Raw genomic sequence first — 18,805 nt, 5'->3', positions numbered from 1 at the left:
CCGCTCACTCCCGCTTCGCGACGGTCACGGCGGCAGGCCTGAGCTGTCGTTCGCCGTCCCCGTAGCCCGCGCGCAGCACCTCCACGACCGTGCCCGGTGTGGCATCGGGGTCCTGGACGACGCCGACGACCTCGTGCCGGGCGGGGTCGAAGGCGACGCCGGTCTCCGCGTGGCGCGGATAGCCGAGCAATTCGACGACGTTGACCGCCTGGTCGTGGACCGCCTGAACGCCCTGCACGATCGCGCCGGGGTCGGCACCCGCGTGAGCCAGTGCGAGTTCGAGGTTGTCGAGGACGGGCAGGAAGGCGGCGGCCGTACGGGACCGCTCGGCCGCCCGCTCCCGCTCCAGTTCCCTGGCGTGGCGCTTGCGCAGGTTGTCGAGGTCGGCGAGCGCCCGCCGCCAGCGGTCCTCCAGCTCCCGGATCGCGGTCGTGTACTCGTCCTCGGACGGAGCAGGGCCGCCGGCCGCGTCGGGTCCGGGTTCCTCGTCCGCGGCAGGCCCCGGCCCGGTCGGGCCCGCGGGCGGAAGATCCCCTTGGGGAGGGTGTACGGCGCCCTCCGGAGCCGGGTCGGTGTGGTCCGGCACGACCGGGTCGGGTTCCCTGGGGTGGATCGGCATGGCAGTTCCTCAGTCCTTGTCGAACTCGGCGTCGATGACGTCGTCGTCACCGCCACCGCCGCTGGGGCCGCCGGCGGTCGCGCCGCCCTCGGTGGTGTCCTGGCCCGGACCGTCCGTGGTGGCGCCGCCCTGGTGGGCCGCCAGCCCGGCGAGCACCTGCTGGAGTTCGGAGGTCAGGGGCCGTACACGCTCCACACCCGCCTCTTCCTTGATCGCCGTCCTGGCGTCGGACACCAGCATTTCGGCGCGTGCCTTCTCGTGCGCGGGAGCTGCGTCGCCCAGTTCGGCCAGGCGCTTCTCGACCTGGTACGCGACGGCGTCGAGCTCGTTGCGGGCGTCGACGGCCTCGCGCAGGGCCTGGTCCTGGTCCTGGTTGCGTTCGGCCTCCTGGACCATGCGTTCGACCTCGCTGCGGTCCAGGTTGGAGCTCTCGGTGATGGTGATGCCCTGTTCCTTGCCGGTGTCCCGGTCGCGGGCCTTGACGTTGAGGATGCCGTTGGCGTCGATGTCGAAGGTGACCTCGATCTGTGCTTCGCCCCGCGGCGCCGGACGGATGTCGGTCAGCTGGAAGCGGCCGAGCACCCGGTTGTCGGCGGCCCGTTCGCGCTCGCCCTGGAGGACCACCACGTCGACGGCCGGCTGATTGTCCTCGGCGGTGGAGAAGGTCTCGCTGCGGCGCACCGGGATGGTGGTGTTCCGCTCGATGATCTTCGTCATCACTCCGCCGCGCGTCTCGACGCCCAGCGACAGGGGGGTGACGTCGAGCAGCAGGACGTCCTTGACCTCGCCCTTGAGCACCCCGGCCTGGATCGCGGCGCCCAGGGCCACGACCTCGTCGGGGTTGACGCTCATGTTGGGTTCCTTGCCGCCGGTCAGCCGGCGCACGAGGGCCTGAACCGCCGGGATGCGGGTGGAACCACCGACGAGGATGACCTCGTCGATGTCGCTCTCGCCGACCTTGGCGTCGGTCATGGCCTGCTGGACCGGCCCCAGGCAGCGTTCCACCAGGTCGCTGGTGATCTGCTCGAACGTGGACCGCATGATCGAGTCGGTGAGGTGCTTGGGGCCCGAGGCATCGGCGGTGATGAAGGGCAGGCTGACCTGCGTCTGCGTCACCGAACTCAGCTCGGTCTTGGCCTTCTCCGCCGCCTCGAACAGGCGTTGCAGGGCCTGCGCGTCCTTGCGCAGGTCGATGCCGTTCTCCTTCTGGAAGTCGTCCGCGAGGTAGTCCACCAGACGGCGGTCGAAGTCGTCGCCGCCCAGGTGGCTGTCGCCGGCGGTGGAGCGCACCTCCACCACGCCGTCGCCGACGTCGAGGATGCTCACGTCGAAGGTGCCGCCGCCGAGGTCGAAGACGAGGATGGTCTCGTGCTCCTTCTTGTCCATGCCGTAGGCGAGGGCGGCCGCCGTCGGCTCGTTGATGATCCGCAGCACCTCCAGTCCCGCGATCCGTCCGGCGTCCTTGGTGGCGGTGCGCTGGGCGTCGTTGAAGTAGGCGGGCACCGTGATGACAGCCTCCGTGACCCGTTCCCCCAGCTGCTTGGACGCGTCGTCGGCGAGTTTGCGCAGCACCTGGGCACTGATCTCCTCAGGCGCGTACAGCTTGTCGCGCACCTTGAATCGGGCCGCCCCACCGTCGCCCTCGACGACGTCGTACGTCACCGCCTTGGCCTCTTCGGAGATCTCGTCGAAGTGCCGGCCGATGAACCGCTTGGCCGAGTAGATGGTGCCCTTGGGGTTGAGGATCGCCTGGCGGCGGGCCAGCTGGCCCACCAGGCGCTCGCCGGTGTCGGTGAAGGCCACGACGGACGGTGTCGTGCGGTTGCCCTCGCTGTTGGGCACCACGGACGCCTCGCCGCCCTCCCACACGGCGATCACCGAGTTGGTGGTGCCCAGGTCGATGCCCACTGCTTTGGCCATGAGTAACTCCTCCTGGGTGCGGCGGCCTGCGCCGACTCTTCGGATCACGTTCGTTCGGATATGGGTGGAACCTTCGACGGGGGTACGCAGCGTGCCGATCAGCCGTACCGCCTCGCCCACGACGAACCTCGCACCGCCTCGGCCGCATCGAGCGCAGCGAGGCGACATCCCGGTGGCCGCCCCGCAGCGTGCTTGCGATCGCTCCGAAGATCAGCCCGTACAGGGCGAGGAGCAGGGCCGAGCCAAGGTGTCGGGCCAGTCCACACGGCGGGACAACTGCTCATCAGGCACGGGTGGCCCGTCTCCCGCCGTTGCGTGGAGTGCGGCCGTGCCGTCGTGCATCCAGCCGATCACCTCGGCCAGGTGCACGTGCCGGCCGATGATCGCTGCCCTCCCCACGGGGAACGCGGGGTGATAAAGGTCGTCATCGGCGCGTTCGGCCTTCGGGGATTTCTTGTACAGCCGACCGGCCTGCGACGCTGTTCGGTCATCGCCCAGTCCTTCCTGCCGGTGCGCGCGGAGGTTGCGAAGTTCCAGGGTGGCCAGCCGAGTGGCTTGACGCCTGCGCCTGGCGAGTCAGAAACGAGCGGGTCCGGTCGCCCCACGAGTACGAAGAATCCAAACATTTCGAATGAGCGGCCTGACAGCGGGTACCCGTCGCGTCTCTCCTCCCTGAAAGCGTGGGGAGAACGGAGTGATCCCAATGGCCGGCAGTTGGGCGCACAACCTGTACCGCCGCCGCTCCGACCGGGAGGGCAGCCTTCCGCGGGACGGAGCCGGGCGGCCTCCGACGGCCGCGCGGAGAGAGACCGGCCCATCCGCTACCACCACGGCCGACCATGCCCTCCACGACGTGACGGTGCTCTCCCGCACCCTCTTCGACACTCCGGACGAGGGCGAGATCCTGCGCCTGGCCATGGACCACATAGCCGCCGCAGGGCCGTACAGCGCCGAGGCCGCATACCTCACGGTGGACGGCTGCCTGGTCCCCAGCCGGACGAACGTGCAGCGCCACGCCTTGGCCGTGGACCACAGGGTGCGGGAACTGGCCGGGCACGACGGCCCTGTGACCGTACCGGGCCAGCTCTGGGGCCGGGCCCTGGGACTGCGCGGCCTTGAGAGGCTCCACGGCTACCTCGTGGTGACGTCCCACTCCCAGCCCACCGAGGCCGAGCGCTCCCTGCTCGCCACGCTCGTCCGGAACACCGCTGCCGCTTTGTCGGTCGCCTTCGCGCGCCGCCGCCAAGGCGAGGAAGCGCTGGAGCTGCACCGGCTCAGGCAGGAACGCACAGTCCTCCAGCGGCAGCTGATCTCCGTCATGGCCGAGCTGGGGTACCAGCGTGCCGTTCACGCGCTCATGGCCGACGTCGCCGCCTCGGGTGGCGGCGAGGAAGCCATCACCCGCGCACTGCACCGGCTCACCGGACTCCCCGCGCTGGTGGAGGACCGCTTCGGCCGGCTGAGGTCCTGGACCGGCCCCAGCCGCCCCGACCCCTATCCGGAACCGGACCCCAGACGCCAGGACGAAATGCTGCAGGCCGTCGCCCGGGAGGCCGGGCCGGTGCGGATAAAGGACCGGCTGATCACTTTGGTCCGCCCACACGGCGAGATTCTGGGCGTGCTGGCCCTGGTCGATGCCCGGAACGAGGCCGACGAGCACACCGTGCTCGCACTGGCACACGCCGCCACGTCGCTCGCCCTGGAACTGGCGCACCTGCGCAATCTGGCCGAAGTGGAACTCCGGCTGCGCCGCGAGCTGGTCGACGACCTCCTGGCGGGGACCGACGAGGCGAGCGCCTACGCCCGGTCCGAGGCAGTCGGGCACGACCTGCACCGCAGCCACTACGTCGTCGTGGTGCAGTGGTCGAACCGGACTGCCGACGACTCCTTCGCGCAGACCGTGGGGCGGGCGGCCTCGGCCGTGGGCATGCGCTCACTGCTGACCCGGCGATCCGACCACGTGGTCCTGGTCGTCTACGACCGGCCGCACGCCCGCGCGCTGTACGAGGCGCTCGCCAGGGAGACCGGGACACGGTCCGGGACGATCGGGGTGAGCGCCCCGTGTGACTCCCCGGACGACATCCCCCACCGCTACCAGGAGGCGCAGCGCGCCCTGGAAGTGCGCCGCCACTCCCGCGAGCGCTACGGCACGACGTTCTTCGACGAGCTGGGCCTCTACCGCATCCTGGGACCCGGCAACGATTACCGGGAACTGGAGACGTTCGTCCACGAGTGGCTGGGGAAGCTCATCGACTACGACGCCCAACACCACACAGCCTTGGTGGAGACCCTGTCCCGGTACTTCGACTGCGGCGGCAACTACGACGAGACCGCCGAATCCCTCGCGGTTCACCGCAGCACACTGCGGTACCGGCTCCAGCGCATCCGCGACATCAGCGGCAACGACCTCGCGAACGTCGAGAACCGGCTCAACCTCCAGGTGGCGACCCGGGTGTGGAGGATCGTGCTGGGCGGACACGGCTGAGTTGAGGAGGCGCGGTGCGGATGCTGCCGGAGATCGGGGCCGGGCGCGCCTGCCTGCGTGGCGCGCCGGGCGGGGCCGTCGCGGCCGGACGCCGACGGTGAGCGGCCAGGGGACAGGAGTCGTCGGTGGGGACTCGACGAGGTGGCCGAAGCCGTGGAACACAGGTGTCCGGTCGTGTTTGGATACGGACCGCGCGGAAACTCCGGCGTTGTCCGACATGCGTGCTTCGCTACCGCACTTGAGTGGCCTGACGCTTTCCCGTCACCTCATCGCACGTGGGGAGAACCCATGAAGACAGACACCCGCTTCACCTCCCGCCTACGGCACGATCCCCTCGTGCGCGGCCTCGGCTGGACCAGTGCGCTCCTGGGAGTGCCCCAGGTCGTGGCCCCGGCGGACTTCGCCCGGGCACTGGGCGTGGACGACACCCCCCGGAACCGTCTGGCCACGACCGCCGTCGGAGTGCGTGAGCTGGCGGCGGCGGCCGGGCTGCTGGGGCGGCCGCATCCCGCGTGGCTGTGGGGGCGTGTCAGCGGCGACCTCATCGATCTGGCATCGCTGACGCGGGCCCTGAAGAACCACGACGGCCGCGGCCTCGGCCGCACGGTCGCGGCAACCGCCGCGGTCAGCGCCATCACGGCCACGGACGTGTACGCGGCCGTCACCCGCACACGGGGGAGCGCCCCCATGCAACTGACCGCGACGACCACCGTCACCGAACCGCCGGACGAGGTCTACGGTCTGTGGAGCGACCTTGAGCGACTGCCCTCCTTCATGGCGCACTTGGACGAGGTGCGCGTCACCGGCCCGCGCACCAGCCGCTGGCGGGCGAGCGCGCCGTTCGGCAAGACGGTCGAGTGGGACGCCGAGACCACGCAACAGATCCCCGGCCGGCTGATCGCCTGGCGGTCGGTCGATGGCGCCGACATCGACAACTCCGGCGAGGTCCGCCTGGAGCCCGCCCCCGGCGACCGCGGCACGGAGATCCGGGTGACCCTGCGCTACGACCTGCCCGGCGGGGCGCTGGGCAAGGCTGCGGCGCGCTACTTCGGCGAGGAACCGCACCAGCAACTGGACGACGACCTGCGCCGCTTCAAGCAGATCGCGGAGACCGGCGAGGTCGTCCGCTCGGAGGGCGCACCCGGCGGCAAGCGCGCCCGCGGAGAATTCCCGCAGCACCCGGCCCGACCGCTGACCGAGGACGAACTGAAGGAGGCTGCGGCATGAAGGCAAGCTGCTGGACCGGGCGCAACTCGGTCAAAGTGCGGGACGTCCCCGAACCGTCGATCCTGAACAGCCGCGACGCCATCGTCAAAATCACCTCGACGGCGATCTGCGGCTCCGACCTCCATCTGCTCGACGGCTACGTCCCCACCATGCAAAAGGGCGACATCATGGGCCACGAGTTCATGGGCGAGGTCGTCGAGGTCGGTCCCGGCATCCGCAACGGCAAACTGCGCGTCGGCGACCGGGTCGTCGTGCCCTTCCCGATCGCCTGCGGCGCCTGCGCGTCCTGCCGCGCGGAGCTGTACTCGTGCTGCGAGAACAGCAACCCCAACTCCGGCATCTCGGAAAAGCTCTTCGGGCATCCCACCGCCGGCATCTACGGCTACTCCCATCTCACCGGTGGCTTCGCCGGCGGTCAGGCAGAGTACGCCCGGGTGGTGTTCGCCGACGTCAACGCCTTCAAAATCGAGTCGGACCTCAGCGACGAGCAGGTGCTGTTCCTGTCCGACATCCTGCCGACCGGGTACATGGGCGCCGAGCTGTGCGACATTCAGGAGGGTGACGTCGTCGCCGTCTGGGGCGCCGGGCCGGTCGGCCAGTTCGCGATGGACAGCGCCCGGGTTCTGGGCGCGGAGAAGGTCATCGCGATCGACAAGGAGACCTATCGGCTCGACATGGCCGCCGCTCAGGGCTACGCGACCGTCGACTTCGAGGAGGTCGACGTACGCTCGGCCCTGCTGGAACTCACTGGCGGCCGGGGCCCCGACAAGTGCATCGACGCGGTCGGAATGGAAGCCACGCACGGTGCCTCCCACCTCGACCTCTACGACCGCGCCAAGCAGGCGGTCCGCTCCGAGACCGACCGGCCGCACGCCCTGCGCCAGGCCATCCTGTCCTGCCGGAGCGGCGGCGTGGTGTCGGTCATCGGTGTCTACGGCGGGCTGATCGACAAGTTCCCGGCGGGTGCCTGGATGAACAGGTCCCTGACCCTGCGCACCGGGCAGTGCCATGTGCAGAAGTACATGAAGCCGCTGCTGGGTCTGATCGAGCAGGGCAGCATCGACCCCACCCGGGTGATCACCCACCGGCTGCCCCTGACCGAGGCAGCGACCGGCTACGACATGTTCAAGAACAAGAAGGACCACTGCGAGAAGGTCGTCCTCAAGCCGTGAGGCCCCGCCGCTGAACTCGGGTGCTTCCTCCACCGCGCCGAACTCCCGGGCGCGCAGGCGTTCCGCACCACCAGGAGCCTCGCGCGGTACGCAAATGGCGGCCGCGCGAACTGCCCCTCGGGCCGCAGCCCGAGGGGCGGGCTCGGCTCCTCGAGGTTTTCCGTACTGAGCCGCGACGCAGGGCGACGACTGGTGTGCCGCAGGCCATGGCCTCCACCATGACCATGCCGGGCCGGGAGCTCCTCCTAGTCCTGGGCGCCGACCAGAGCCTCGAAGTCCCGGGGCAGCTGGGACAGTACATGGCGGAACTCTCCATCACTGACCGCGTTCTTCAGGGTGCTCAGCTCGGCCCGTACACCCTCACGGGCCTCCTCCGGGCTCACCCCCGCTCGCCTGCTCACCCGATTGATGAACTCGTCGAGTCCGAACGGTTCGGCCTCCGGAGTGGGAGAGACCAGCGTCTCCTTCAGCTGCTTGGGCAGTTCGGAGGCGAGGTCGTCCGCCTCACCCCTGGTGAGCCGCTCGGCCAGGGTTTCCAGGGTGGCACGGGTGAGGGGCTCCGCCTTCTCCGGGGGGACATTGCCGCGCCGGGTGATGGTGTCGAGGAAGGTGTTGTAGTCCATGGGCCGTCCTGCTCTCTGTAGCTGTGCAGCCCCCGGCGGGGGAGACAGCCGTCGAAGGGGGCGTGGTGCGTGGGAGATGGCGGGCTGCGGCGCGACCAAGGCGCGCGCCCCAGCCAAGGCCAAGTAGAGGGGGGTGCTTCGTCGGTTCCATACTCCGGATGTGGGCCCCACCCGGCCTGCTCCCCACGGGAGGAAAAGTGCAAGGCTCGATAGGCCTCCGAGCGCAAATGCAGACAACCTGCGCCACGGCAAGGGGAGGCCGAGCTGGTCTGCCGTACGTGCGTCGGGGTGCCGTACAGGGAACTCCGGACCCGCAGTGGCCGGCGCGATACCACCCGACTTCACCACCTCGGACTGCCTCCGCCGCCCCGGCTGCCTTTACGTCTGCCCGCGGCCGCCCCAGCTCGTCCGACCAGGGGTGGACCATCTCGTGAAGCGGACAGGCGGCCGGCCGATGGAGGCCTGACCACTGGTCGCTGCTCTGCTAGGAGAAGAGGGAGTGCTCCTTTTCGGCCTGGCGTGCGGAGGCGCTCACCCCGGGGGCCCTGCGAATCTCGACCGGGTAACAGCAGATGGCGGCGCGGCCGGGAGCGAGCGACGCCGTAACGGTTCTCGGTGAGGAGGCGAGAGGCATGACCGTGATGGGTGTGTCGAAGTTCGAGAGGTTCTTCCGCGCTGCCGCAGGCCTCGACGTGGACAAGAACGATCTGAAGCGGTACGGCGACTTCGTCGACGCCAAGCTCTATGACCTCCTGCTCGTGGGCCAGGCATCGGCCAAGGCCAATGGCCGGGACACCGTCGAACCGTGGGACCTACCGATTACCAAGGGCCTCCAGGAGGCCATCCACCGCTTCCGCCGGCTCGACGAGGAGGTCGAGCTGAAGCCGATCCTGGAAGCCCTCGCCGCGCATCCTCCCCTCGACAGGGCGCCCACCCAGGAGACCGAAGAGCGCTACCCCGAGATCATCGGCGGTCTCAGCGTCGCCCTCGCCGAGACGTTCAAGATCATGTATTCGGACATCAAGAACCCGCAGACCAAGCACTGGGAGGGTGTAACCGCGGTCTTCGACCGGCTCCTGTAGCAGTCTGAGCGGCTCAGATCTGCACATCTTCCCTCTCAGGACGGCAGCCCCCCGCACCGCGCCCGGACACACGCCTGGGGCACGTCCTGGCCCGGCCTTGCCGTCCCCGGTCCGGCAGGGGACCCCTACGTGCCCTGCCAGATGTATCTGCCACTCGCAACGCACAGACCAGTGACTCGTGAAGGGAGCCGTACCATGACACAGGAACTCCGGGGGATGAGGGTGGGGATTCTGGCCACCGACGGCGTCGAACGGGTGGAACTCGACCAGCCGCGCGGCGCGTTGCAGGGCGCGGGGGCGAAGACCGAAATCCTCTCACTCCACCCCGGCGAGATACAGGCACGTCAGTTCGACCTCAACGCGGCCGGAACCTTCCCCGTGGACCGCACGGTCGACGACGCCTCCGTCGACGACTACCACGCGCTGCTCCTGCCCGGCGGCACTATGAACCCCGACCAACTGCGCATGAACCGCGACGCGGTGCAGTTCGTCAAGGACTTCATGACCACCGGGAAACCGGTCGCATCCATCTGCCACGGCCCGTGGACTCTGGCGGAAGCCGACTCCGTGCGCGGCCGTCGCCTGACGTCCTGGCCCAGTATCCGCACCGACCTGCGCAACGCCGGCGCGGAGGTCGTCGACGAGGAGGTGGTCGTCGACGGGCAGTTGGTCACCAGCCGCAGTCCGGCGGACCTGCCCGCCTTCTGCGCCGCCATCGTGGAGCAGTTCGCCCGGGCACACCACCCCATGCCCGGCTGACCCGGCAGGTCTGGTCGCCGGCGGTGGCAGCAGACGGTCCACGGTGGAGTTGTGCGGGAAAGCTCTCGACCCCCACGGGCCGGAAAGCCGGGGCGGTCGCCTCCGTACGGCTGCCCGTCCATAGCGTCGCGCAGCCGCATCGCGTGCCGCTGTGCCCAGGTGGGGATCGCCATGACCAGGACGAGCGCCACCAGGATGACCCTCGGGTACCCGGCCGCCACCGACATCGCCAAGAGGGCCCTCGCCACCGGCCGGGGATTGGCCGAACCCGTCCCCGCAGCTGCGCGCCGAAGTCGGTGCAGATGCTGGACCTGGCCGCAGATCCGGCCTGCGCCGACTTCGTCGGCTAGACCGCGGTGAAGGCCCACAAGAGGTTGGTGCTGATGCCGTAGGTCCACTGCTTGGTGATGGAGCCCGAGTCGACGTTGCCGCCGCCGTCGAGGACCAGACCGGTGGTGCGGTTGGCGATCGAGTAACGGTCGCCGCCGCGGTGGGTGATGGTCCACTGCTGATTGGTGCCGCCGTTCCAGGCGGCCTGTCTGGCCGGGGAGCCGTCGGCGGTGGCGCCCCAGCCGTCGGCGACCATGCCGTTGGTACGGTTGACCAGCCTGTAGTAACCGCCTCCGACAGCCACCGCGTGCCACTGCAGGTTCGGACTCCCGTCCCAGGTCCACTGCTTGAGGTTGGAACCGGAGGCGACGTTGCCGCCGCTGTCCAGGACGAAGCCGTTGGTGGCGTTGGTGATCCGGAAGTATGTCGCCGGGTTGAACTGGACCTTGAGTGAGGTGATCTGGTCGTTGTTGCCGGTGACTCCGAGGTCGGGGTTGTCGGCGGTGAAGGTCCAGGAGGTGCCGGTGAAGTTGTCTCCGGAGTAGCCGATCACCTGGTAGCCGGGGGCCGGCCGGAGGGAGGAGACGGTGCGTGGGCCCGGTCCGGCCGCGGTCAGGCCGGCCGAGTTGTAGTCGCCGACGGTGAGGGCAGCGGAGTTGCCGGTGTAGTTGACGTCCGTGAAGGCGATGGCGCCGGCGAGCGGCCGCAAGCCCGGGATCGTGCCGGAGAAGGTGAGCTTCAGGACGTAGGCGCCCGCGCTGTAGGGCGCCGAGGACGGCAGGCCGATCGTGAGGCCTGAGGCGTTCTGGGCCGGCGTGGGCAGGTCGATGTAGGTGCCGGCGGTGGAGCCGAGGAGCGTGACCGAGGTCAGCGAGGAGAGGTTGATCCGGTCCGAGCCGAGGGTCTTGATCGTCAGCGCGCTGCCGGGCCAGCCCAGGACGGTGGCGTACAGGACGTTGTCGGCCTTGTTGCGGGTGAAGCGGATGTCCTGCGCGGTGCCGGCGTGCGGAGTGGTGAACGCGCCGCCGCCCATCTTCGTCGGGCCCTCGCCGTACGCCGTCCAGGCGCGGGTCGCGTACACCGATTCGCCGAAGCGCCTCAGGTGGTCTCCGATGCCGAGCAGGATGTCCTTCTGCGCCTGGGGGATGGTCCCGTCGGCCATCGGCGCGAGGTTCAGCAGCACGCTGCCGTTCTTGCTGACCCGGTCGATGAACGAGTGCAGCATCTGCTGCACGGTGTAGTAGCCGATGCCCTGGGTGTAGCACCAGCTGCTGCTGGAGATGCTGTCGTCGGTCAGCCAGTACGGGGTGGTCAGATCGGCCGGGCCGCCACGTTCGTAGTCGAAGACCTCGCCCTCGCCGTTCATGCCGTCCTTGTAGGTGGCGACGACTTCACGGCCCCAGCTGTCGGCCTGGTTGTAGTAGTACGCCAGGAACTTCAGGCGCTGTGTCTCGTCGACCGCGTCCAGCTTGAAGTCCTGCCACAGGATGTCGGGCTGGGCGCGGTCGATGACCTCTTTGAGTTTGTCGAACCAGAGCTGGTTCTCCGCGGATGAACCCAGCTGTCCGTAGAACTTCTTGAGGCTGCCGTCCGTCTGTGCGGGGGCGAATTCGTAGAAGCCGTTGAAGTGGTAGGCGTGGTGCATGGCCACCAGTAGCTTCAGGCCCTTGGCGCGGATGGCCGTGGTGAAGAGCCGAAGCAGGTCGAGGCCGGGCCCCTTGTTCACCGAGTTCCACTCGTTGACCTGGCTGTCCCACATGGAGAAGCCGTCATGGTGCTCGGCGACCGGGCCGGCGAACCTCGCGCCCGCGTCGACGAACAGTTGAACCCACTCGTCGGGGTCGAACTTCCCGCCGGCCGACTTCAGCTTCGGCGCGAACTGCACGGTGTTGCCCGCCAGGTCCCGCGCTCCGTCGATGAAGTTGTGGTACGGCCACGCCGACGGCTGACCGTAGGTCGCGGTGTGGTGCCGATTGGCGTTGCTGCCACTCTGGTACATGCTGCGCGGGTACCACTCGTTGTCGAAGGCGGGGACGCTGAAGACGCCCCAGTGGAAGTAGATCCCGAACTTCGCGTCCTGGAACCACTCCGGAGCCGGCGGGTGCTGGTCGAGCGAGTTCCAGTCGGGCGTATACGCGCTGGACGCCGCCTCGGCGACTCCTGCACCAGACACACCTCCGTCAACGGCCGCTGTGGCCACGCAGGTTGCGGAGGCCAGGAACTGGCGTCGGTTGATCGAGCTCGACATGGACACATCCCTGATGCGGAAGGGGACGGGGGAATGCAGGGGCCACGCTTGAAGGTCGGCCATATCGCCATGGGATGTCAACCGCGTGCAGGGATGAAAGTGTCCATCGCTTCGAATGAACAAGCTCATTTGTCAGGATTTAGCGTGTGTTGAGATCGGGCAAAGATAGAATGTCTTACCGTGATTCACGGTCGGCGATAGTCATCAAGTGGCGACTGTTGACGGGATGAACCGTGCCCTGCGGCGGCACCACCCTGCCCGGCGTCGCGGTCGCCTTCCCGCACACGCGTCCCAGTATCATCAACGTCACCCTCGGCATGCGGACTCCGGAACAGGTCAGGCGAAACGTGGAACCTCGTGATCAGCAAGTCCTGGGCGGCCTCTGGGATGATCTCCGCACTCAGGGGCCGAACAGGTCTGGGCACGGTGGGGGGAGGGACGAGCGGTGTCTTTGACGGACAAGGCCATCGAGGAGATCCGTGAGCTGATCCGGACCGGTGCCCTGCCTCCGGGCTCGAAGCTCCCACCGGAGGCGGACCTGGCCGCACAGCTGGGCCTGTCCCGCAACCTCGCCCGGGAAGCGGTCAAGGCGTTGGCCGTCGCCCGGGTCCTGGAGGTCCGGCGGGGCGACGGCACCTATGTGACCAGCCTGCAGCCGAGCCTGCTGCTGGAGGGGCTCGGCGGCGCGGTGGAACTCCTGCAGGGCGACTCGGTCGCCCTGCAGGACCTCATGGAGGTACGGCGGCTCCTCGAACCGATCGCCACGGCCCTTGCCGCCACCCGGATCTCCGACGCCCAACTGGCCGAGGTGAAGCGGCACCTGGACGCCATGCGCGAGGCCCGCGACGACGTCGGACAGCTCAACGCCCATGACGCGGCCTTCCACCGCGCTGTCATCTCGGCCACGGGCAACGAGACTCTGCTCACCCTTCTCGAAGGCATCTCCGGCCGCACCCTGCGCGCCCGCATCTGGCGCGGCCTGGTCGACACCCAGGCCGCCGGACGCACCCTCGCCGAGCACGAGGCCATCTTCAACGCGCTGGCCACCCGTGACTCCGCCCTGAGCCAGGCTGCCGCCCTGCTGCACGTCAGCAACACCGAGCAGTGGCTGAGACAGCACCTGCGCTCCGGCGAACCCCTTCCCTTCGGGACGACAGCGCGGAAGTGACGGGCGGGCGCTGCCCGCCACGGTGCCCCGCGACAGGCGGCACGCGGGATGAATGCAGGGTGCCTCGGGAATGCGTCTTATCGCACGGCCTTCGCCCACCCCCGGGGCGTGCCGCTGCCTGCGACGGCCCCGCCGGCTGAGCCCTTCATACGCCCTGACCCGGTACGGAACTTCGCCCGAGCGGTCCCGGATCAGTAGCCGTAGACCATCTTGTAGGCGACCTCGGGGAGGAACTGTCCGGCCGAGGAGCCGCTTCCGGCGCCGCAGTTGCCGTCGGACTCACCCGGTACCTTGATCCACAGGAGCATCTCCGCGCCTCCCCCCAGCCGGGTGGGCGTGCCGATACGGCGGCCTGAGGGGTTGCACCACTGGCCGTTGGAGCCGTTGCCGTTGCGGCTGGTGTCCACGACGAACGGCTTGGTGTAGCCGTAGCGGGCGTTGAGTTCGGTGTTGACGGCGTTGCCGTATGCGGTGTTCTCGGCCGTGGTCAGGTAGTTGGAGACGTTGAGCGAGAAGCCGTGGGCCTGTCGGAGGCCGGCTTCGTGCAGGCGCCGGGCCATGGTCGCCGCGCTGGCCCAGGCCGGGTTGCCGGCGTCGAGATAGACCCAGGTGTTGGGGGCCTGGCGGTTGAACTCGGCGAGCGCGCCGGTGAGCATGGCCTCGCGTTCGTCGATCTGGGCCTGGGTCATGCAGCCGTAGTCCCCGAGGGAGTCCGGTTCGAGGACCACGACGGCGGGGCGGCCCGCGATCCCGCCCGCGAACTGGGCGATCCAGCTCGTGTAGGCGGACGGCGAGGAGGCTCCGCCCGCGGAGTGCCCGCCGCAGTAGTCGCGGTTGTAGATGTTGTAGGCGACAAGGACGGGCAGCTTGTCCCGGGCGTCCGCGGCGCCCGCGTACGCGCCGGTGGCGGTGCCGATGGTGCCGCTCCACGAGCCGAACCAGCGGGCCGTCGGGGTGCCCGCGATGGAGGCGTTGACCGCGGGTGCCCGGCCGTCGCCGGGGTTGGCGGCCACCCATCGCTTCGCGCTGGAGTCGGGGTCCGCGTAGAACCCGTTGGTCATCGTCGTCGGATCCGCCGCGTGGGCGGACGGTGCGGCGGCGAGCGTCAGCGGCAGCGAGGAGAGCGCTGCTGCCAGGGCGAGCAGTCTGCGGCGCATGACGGTACCTCGGTTCTCTGGCAGGGATGCGTCCGGTGGTCGGCGGTGAGTGTGGGGAGCGCTCCCGTCGGGAGCGCTCCCCACGGGCCTGGTCGGTCAGCAGGTCGAGTTGGTCTGGGTCAGGAGGCCGAGCCGCCACGGGAGGAGGTTGTAGTCGCCGCCCGCGTTGGGATTCAGGCCCTGGTAGAGGTACTGGAGCCGACACGCGGGGATGGTGAGTGTCTGGTCGTAGCCCGCGCGGATCATCTCGCCGTGGCTGACGTCCCGGGTCCACGCGCCCGCGGGGAAACTGACGTTGTTCGCCCGGGCGAAGGGATTGCTCTCGGACGCGGCGAGCTGCGTCCAGGAGCCGGCGAGACTGGCGGAGGTCCAGGAGCGGAAGTAGCGCCGCCCGTCGGAACCGATGGCCTCAACCAGGAGCAGGTACTGGTTGCTGCCCTGCACCTTGTACACGTTGCTCGCTTCGAACAACGCGTTCTTGGAGTCCTGCAGTGCGATGACGGTGTTCGTGAAACCGTTCGGGAACTGGCCGACGGTCGTCTGCGAGCGGTAGAGGTGTCCGTTGTCGTCGGAGGAGAACAGGTAGCAGTTGGCGCTGTCGCAGATCACCCACATGTCGACCCAGTAGCCGTTGCCGATGTTCTGCCGGATGATGTCAGGCATCGACGAGTAGAAGTTGCGGGGTGCGCTCCACCCGTTGGGGTTGCTGATGTCGGGGTTGGTGGAGTACGAGGCGTTGCCGGTCTGGTAGACGAGATACCACAGGCGCTGCTGCGCGTTGTAGAAGACCTGCGGCGCGGCCCGGTAGCCGGAGCCGATGGCGGTGCGGTCCAGGTAGTGGTGGGTGGCCGAGCCGGCCTGGGACCAGTCGCTGAAGTTCAGGTAGACGAGGTTGTAGCCGGAGGAGCTCGCGGTACTGGCGAACACGTGGTACTTGCCGTTGTACTGGACGACCGTCGGGTCCTTGATGCCGGCGATGTTGTGGGTCGAGTCGGGCTTCGGTGCGATCAGTTGGCCGCTGGAGCTCCACGAGTACCTGCTGGGCAGGGCGGTGGCGTCAGGGGCGCCGCGCGTGGTGGCGGGCGTGCCGCCCAGTGTCGTCAGCGCCGCGTTGTACGCCGACTTCTTGTTGCCGTTGCGGTCGAACAGCAGCGGGTTCTCGCTACTGCGCCAGGAGTCGCTGTCGCGGATGCCCCAGACCGTGATGCCGGTGCAGCGTGCCACGTTCATGCAGGCCCTGACCGTGTTCGCATACGCGGTCGGTGACGCCTGCGCGATGTCCAGTTCGGTGATCTGGACGTCCACGCCGAGGGCGGCGAAGCTCGACAGCGTCGTCTGGAAGCTGCCGGGGGGACCACCGGCGCCGAAGTGGGCCTGGAGGCCGACGCAGTCGATGGGCACGCCGCGTGCCTTGAAGTCGCGCACCATGCGGTAGACGCCCTGGGTCTTGGCGGCGTTCCAGTCGTCGATGTTGTAGTCGTTGTAGCAGAGCTTGGCCCCTGGGTCGGCCGTCCGGGCCGTGTGGAACGCCTCTTCCAGGAAGCCGTTGCCCAGCACGTCCCGGAAGACCGAGCTGCGGAGCTGGCCGCTGCCGCCGTCGGCGAAGGCCTCGTTCACCACGTCCCAGGCGTAGATCTTTCCCCTGTAGTGGTTCGCCACGGTGTTGATGTGGTTGTTCATCACGGATCGCAGGGTGTTCGCGTCCCTGATGGAGCTGACCCAGCCGGGCAGTTGGGAGTGCCACACCAGGGTGTGGCCACGCATGCGCTGACCGTGGGACGTCGCGCGGTTGACGATCTGGTCGCCGGGGCCGAAGTTGAACGAGCCGCGGGACGGCTCGGTGGCGTCCCACTTCATCTCGTTCTCGGGCGTGACCATATTGAACTCACGGTCAAGAATGCCGGTGTACGTACGGTCGCCGAGCCGGCCCGCGGCCACCGCGGTTCCGAAGTACCGGCCGGACTGGGCCGCTTGCGCGCCCAGGGTGGAGGCCCGGACGGCGTCGGGCGCGCCGGTCGCGGTCCCGGGTGTCGCCAGGACGGTCGCGGCCAGCAGGCCCAGGATCGAGGTTCGGCGACAGCCGAGCCGTTTGAGAGGGTTCATGGTTCTCCTCGTGGGGTGGGGGGTTGCGTGGTGCGATCGGTGGACCTCTTCAGGGCGTGGTCAGCTCGAACCGCGTGAAGCGGACCGCGCCGCCGAGTGCCTGGGTGGCGTGGTTGAAGAGGGCGAATCGGTAGCCCATGAAGAACCGCCAGTCGTTGCCCAGGGAGAAGGCGGGTCCGAGGCGGGCGAAGGTGGCGCCGTCGGTGCTGTAGGAGAAGGTGCCGAGGCGTCCGGTGCCGGGACGGATGTCCGCGCTCGCGCGCAGCCAGACGCGGCTGCCCGAGACGGCCGCGCTCGCGACCTCGGTGCCGGTGCCGGTGGTGTTCCAGTTGGTGTCCATGGTCAGCCCGTTGACCATGGACACGCGCGTCCCCGCGCCGTCGCGCTTGACGCCGATCCAGGCGGAGGAGTCACGCAGCAGTGCGAGTCCGGCCCGGTCGCCGTTTCGCATCGCGGTGTGGTCGAGCTGGACCGTGGCGGTGGAGGTGGGGCCCTGGATGCGGTGCGTGAGGGTGTTGCGGGCCCAGTAGAGATCGTTGGTGACGGTCGCGGTCCGCAGGGTCAGGCCGTTGTTGACCGACCAACTGGTGTTGTCCGGGTTGTGGTTCCACTCCCATCTCGGCTTGAGGGTTGTGCCGTCGAAGGTGTCGACGCCGGTCATGGGGGGGGTCTGGCGGGGCGGAGGGGGAACGGCCGGACTGGGATACGAAGTGCCCCAGGCGCCGTTGACGAGTTGCACGACCGGCCAGCCGTCCGCGGTCCAGGTGACCGGCGCCAGGGCGGGCATCCGGCCACCGGGGTACGCGTCGACGAAAGCCAGGTAGTACCAGGCGCCGTTCCCCGTCTGCACCAGCCCGCCCTGGTGGGGGACTCCACCCCCGGGGATCGGCCCGGGCAGGTCGAGGAGGACCTGCCGCATCGTGTAGGGGCCGAAGGGGCCGCTCGACGACTTCAGGATGTACTGGCCGTTCGCGGGGCGGGTCAGGAAGATGTAGTACTGCCCGTTGATCTTGTAGAAGCGGGAGCCCTCGAGGGTGCCGACGCTCGACGGAGCGGTGAACACCTGCTGCGTGCGGACCTGGTTGCGGCCGTCGGCCGAGAGCTGGGCCACGCTGATGGTGGTGTTCCCGTACGCCACGTAGAGGGTGTCGTCGGTGTCGACGAGCAGCCCCGCGTCGTAGTAGGGGGTGTTGATCGTCGTCAGCCTGTTCCATGGCCCCTCGGCCGCGGTGGCGGTGTAGAGGTACGTCTTGGCGAAGTCGATCTGGCCGAGCCAGTAGAACGTCCTGTTGCTCGGCCGGTAGGCCAGCGACGACGCCCAGATCCCTCGGACGTAGCCGCGGGCACCGTTCAGGTCGTACTTGGCGCCGAAGTCGAGCACGGGCACCGAGTGACCGGCGATCTCCCAGTTGACCAGGTCGTACGAACGCAGGACGGGCGCGCCCGGCGAGTAGTGCATGGTCGAGGCCGAGGCGTAGAAGGTGTCACCGACGCGGATGACGTCGATGTCCGCGAAGTCCTGCCAGATCACCGGGTTCGTGAAGGCCGCCGCGGTCGCGAGGGCCGGCGCTTGGGTGGAAGCCGTGCCGGAGGCCGTTGTCGGAGGAAGCAGAGTGACGGCGGCCAGGCCTGTGGCAGTCGTGAGCGCGCGGCGACGGGACAGGAGGTGATGAGTCCATGACATCTGCACGTGTGGCGTTCTCCTTCTGTGGCCCAGCCGTTGATGGTGGGAGGGGTCCGGAGGTGCCCTGCTGGTTCGCGCGAAGCGTCTACTCGTATACGAGATATCGAACAAGGATCGGCTTGTCGAGCAATCTGGATGATAGGGGGCCGGTGAATCCCGTCAATACCCCTCGCATGAATCGTCAGTAGTCTCGAAACATTCGAAGAAGACGTCTGATTTCGTGTCGCC

The 18,805-nt window shown here is 68.8% G+C and carries 13 protein-coding genes; 6 read left to right on the top strand and 7 right to left on the bottom strand.

What is annotated here, in order from left to right; translation table 11 throughout:
- Positions 1–4: 4 nt before the first annotated feature.
- Positions 5–619 carry a nucleotide exchange factor GrpE gene (locus OG985_RS04770; protein ID WP_371666943.1) on the bottom strand — a complete coding sequence of 205 codons (615 nt, stop codon included), beginning with the start codon at positions 617–619 and terminating at the stop codon, positions 5–7.
- A gap of 9 nt (positions 620–628) precedes the next feature.
- A complete protein-coding gene (dnaK, locus tag OG985_RS04765; protein WP_371666942.1) occupies positions 629–2,539 on the bottom strand; it encodes a molecular chaperone DnaK in 1,911 nt (636 codons plus the stop codon).
- Positions 2,540–3,242: 703 nt separating this feature from the next.
- Between dnaK and OG985_RS04760 the strand changes: the two genes are divergently transcribed.
- From OG985_RS04760 to OG985_RS04750, 3 genes are all read left to right on the top strand, one after another.
- A complete protein-coding gene (locus tag OG985_RS04760; RefSeq protein ID WP_371666941.1) occupies positions 3,243–5,024 on the top strand; it encodes a PucR family transcriptional regulator in 1,782 nt (593 codons plus the stop codon).
- A 288-nt stretch (positions 5,025–5,312) separates the two neighbouring features.
- The gene (locus OG985_RS04755; protein WP_371666940.1) at positions 5,313–6,251 is read left to right on the top strand and encodes an SRPBCC family protein; all 939 of its coding nucleotides are present in this window, start codon (positions 5,313–5,315) and stop codon (positions 6,249–6,251) included.
- Positions 6,248–7,423 carry a zinc-dependent alcohol dehydrogenase gene (locus OG985_RS04750; RefSeq protein ID WP_371666939.1) on the top strand — a complete coding sequence of 392 codons (1,176 nt, stop codon included), beginning with the start codon at positions 6,248–6,250 and terminating at the stop codon, positions 7,421–7,423. Before OG985_RS04755 ends, OG985_RS04750 begins: the two co-directional genes overlap by 4 nt.
- A gap of 245 nt (positions 7,424–7,668) precedes the next feature.
- Here OG985_RS04750 and OG985_RS04745 read toward each other — a convergent pair whose 3' ends face one another.
- The gene (locus OG985_RS04745) at positions 7,669–8,046 is read right to left on the bottom strand and encodes a DUF2267 domain-containing protein (RefSeq protein WP_371666938.1); all 378 of its coding nucleotides are present in this window, start codon (positions 8,044–8,046) and stop codon (positions 7,669–7,671) included.
- Positions 8,047–8,678: 632 nt separating this feature from the next.
- Between OG985_RS04745 and OG985_RS04740 the strand changes: the two genes are divergently transcribed.
- Both OG985_RS04740 and OG985_RS04735 read left to right on the top strand, forming a co-directional pair.
- On the top strand, positions 8,679–9,128 hold the full coding sequence (locus OG985_RS04740) for a DUF1931 family protein (RefSeq protein ID WP_371666937.1): 450 nt from the start codon (positions 8,679–8,681) through the stop codon (positions 9,126–9,128).
- A 195-nt stretch (positions 9,129–9,323) separates the two neighbouring features.
- On the top strand, positions 9,324–9,887 hold the full coding sequence (locus OG985_RS04735) for a type 1 glutamine amidotransferase domain-containing protein (RefSeq protein ID WP_371666936.1): 564 nt from the start codon (positions 9,324–9,326) through the stop codon (positions 9,885–9,887).
- Between the two features lie 346 nt (positions 9,888–10,233).
- On the opposite strand, the gene OG985_RS04730 is transcribed toward OG985_RS04735, so the two are convergent.
- Positions 10,234–12,465, bottom strand: a complete 2,232-nt coding sequence (locus tag OG985_RS04730; RefSeq protein ID WP_371666934.1) for an alpha-L-fucosidase — start codon at positions 12,463–12,465, stop codon at positions 10,234–10,236.
- A gap of 445 nt (positions 12,466–12,910) precedes the next feature.
- Between OG985_RS04730 and OG985_RS04725 the strand changes: the two genes are divergently transcribed.
- On the top strand, positions 12,911–13,633 hold the full coding sequence (locus tag OG985_RS04725) for a FadR/GntR family transcriptional regulator (RefSeq protein WP_371666933.1): 723 nt from the start codon (positions 12,911–12,913) through the stop codon (positions 13,631–13,633).
- 191 nt (positions 13,634–13,824) lie between these two features.
- On the opposite strand, the gene OG985_RS04720 is transcribed toward OG985_RS04725, so the two are convergent.
- From OG985_RS04720 to OG985_RS04710, 3 genes are all read right to left on the bottom strand, one after another.
- Positions 13,825–14,790, bottom strand: a complete 966-nt coding sequence (locus OG985_RS04720; protein ID WP_371666932.1) for a glycoside hydrolase family 6 protein — start codon at positions 14,788–14,790, stop codon at positions 13,825–13,827.
- A 96-nt stretch (positions 14,791–14,886) separates the two neighbouring features.
- Positions 14,887–16,893, bottom strand: coding sequence for a non-reducing end alpha-L-arabinofuranosidase family hydrolase (locus OG985_RS04715; RefSeq protein ID WP_371666931.1), 2,007 nt, complete (start codon positions 16,891–16,893; stop codon positions 14,887–14,889).
- Between the two features lie 49 nt (positions 16,894–16,942).
- The gene (locus OG985_RS04710; RefSeq protein WP_371674259.1) at positions 16,943–18,577 is read right to left on the bottom strand and encodes a glycoside hydrolase 43 family protein; all 1,635 of its coding nucleotides are present in this window, start codon (positions 18,575–18,577) and stop codon (positions 16,943–16,945) included.
- Positions 18,578–18,805 lie beyond the last annotated feature (228 nt).

The organism is Streptomyces sp. NBC_00289, assembly GCF_041435115.1.
Classification (GTDB): Bacteria; Actinomycetota; Actinomycetes; order Streptomycetales; family Streptomycetaceae; genus Streptomyces.
This window is presented reverse-complemented; position numbering and strand designations above follow the sequence as displayed.

Excerpts from the sequence above, each read along its gene's own strand:
- OG985_RS04770 (WP_371666943.1), bottom strand. The coding sequence starts at position 619 with ATGCCGATCCACCCCAGGGAACCCGACCCGGTCGTGCCGGACCACACC.
- dnaK (WP_371666942.1), bottom strand. The coding sequence starts at position 2,539 with ATGGCCAAAGCAGTGGGCATCGACCTGGGCACCACCAACTCGGTGATC.
- OG985_RS04760 (WP_371666941.1), top strand. The coding sequence starts at position 3,243 with ATGGCCGGCAGTTGGGCGCACAACCTGTACCGCCGCCGCTCCGACCGG.
- OG985_RS04755 (WP_371666940.1), top strand. The coding sequence starts at position 5,313 with ATGAAGACAGACACCCGCTTCACCTCCCGCCTACGGCACGATCCCCTC.
- OG985_RS04750 (WP_371666939.1), top strand. The coding sequence starts at position 6,248 with ATGAAGGCAAGCTGCTGGACCGGGCGCAACTCGGTCAAAGTGCGGGAC.
- OG985_RS04745 (WP_371666938.1), bottom strand. The coding sequence starts at position 8,046 with ATGGACTACAACACCTTCCTCGACACCATCACCCGGCGCGGCAATGTC.
- OG985_RS04740 (WP_371666937.1), top strand. The coding sequence starts at position 8,679 with ATGACCGTGATGGGTGTGTCGAAGTTCGAGAGGTTCTTCCGCGCTGCC.
- OG985_RS04735 (WP_371666936.1), top strand. The coding sequence starts at position 9,324 with ATGACACAGGAACTCCGGGGGATGAGGGTGGGGATTCTGGCCACCGAC.
- OG985_RS04730 (WP_371666934.1), bottom strand. The coding sequence starts at position 12,465 with ATGTCGAGCTCGATCAACCGACGCCAGTTCCTGGCCTCCGCAACCTGC.
- OG985_RS04720 (WP_371666932.1), bottom strand. The coding sequence starts at position 14,790 with ATGCGCCGCAGACTGCTCGCCCTGGCAGCAGCGCTCTCCTCGCTGCCG.
- OG985_RS04715 (WP_371666931.1), bottom strand. The coding sequence starts at position 16,893 with ATGAACCCTCTCAAACGGCTCGGCTGTCGCCGAACCTCGATCCTGGGC.
- OG985_RS04710 (WP_371674259.1), bottom strand. The coding sequence starts at position 18,577 with ATGTCATGGACTCATCACCTCCTGTCCCGTCGCCGCGCGCTCACGACT.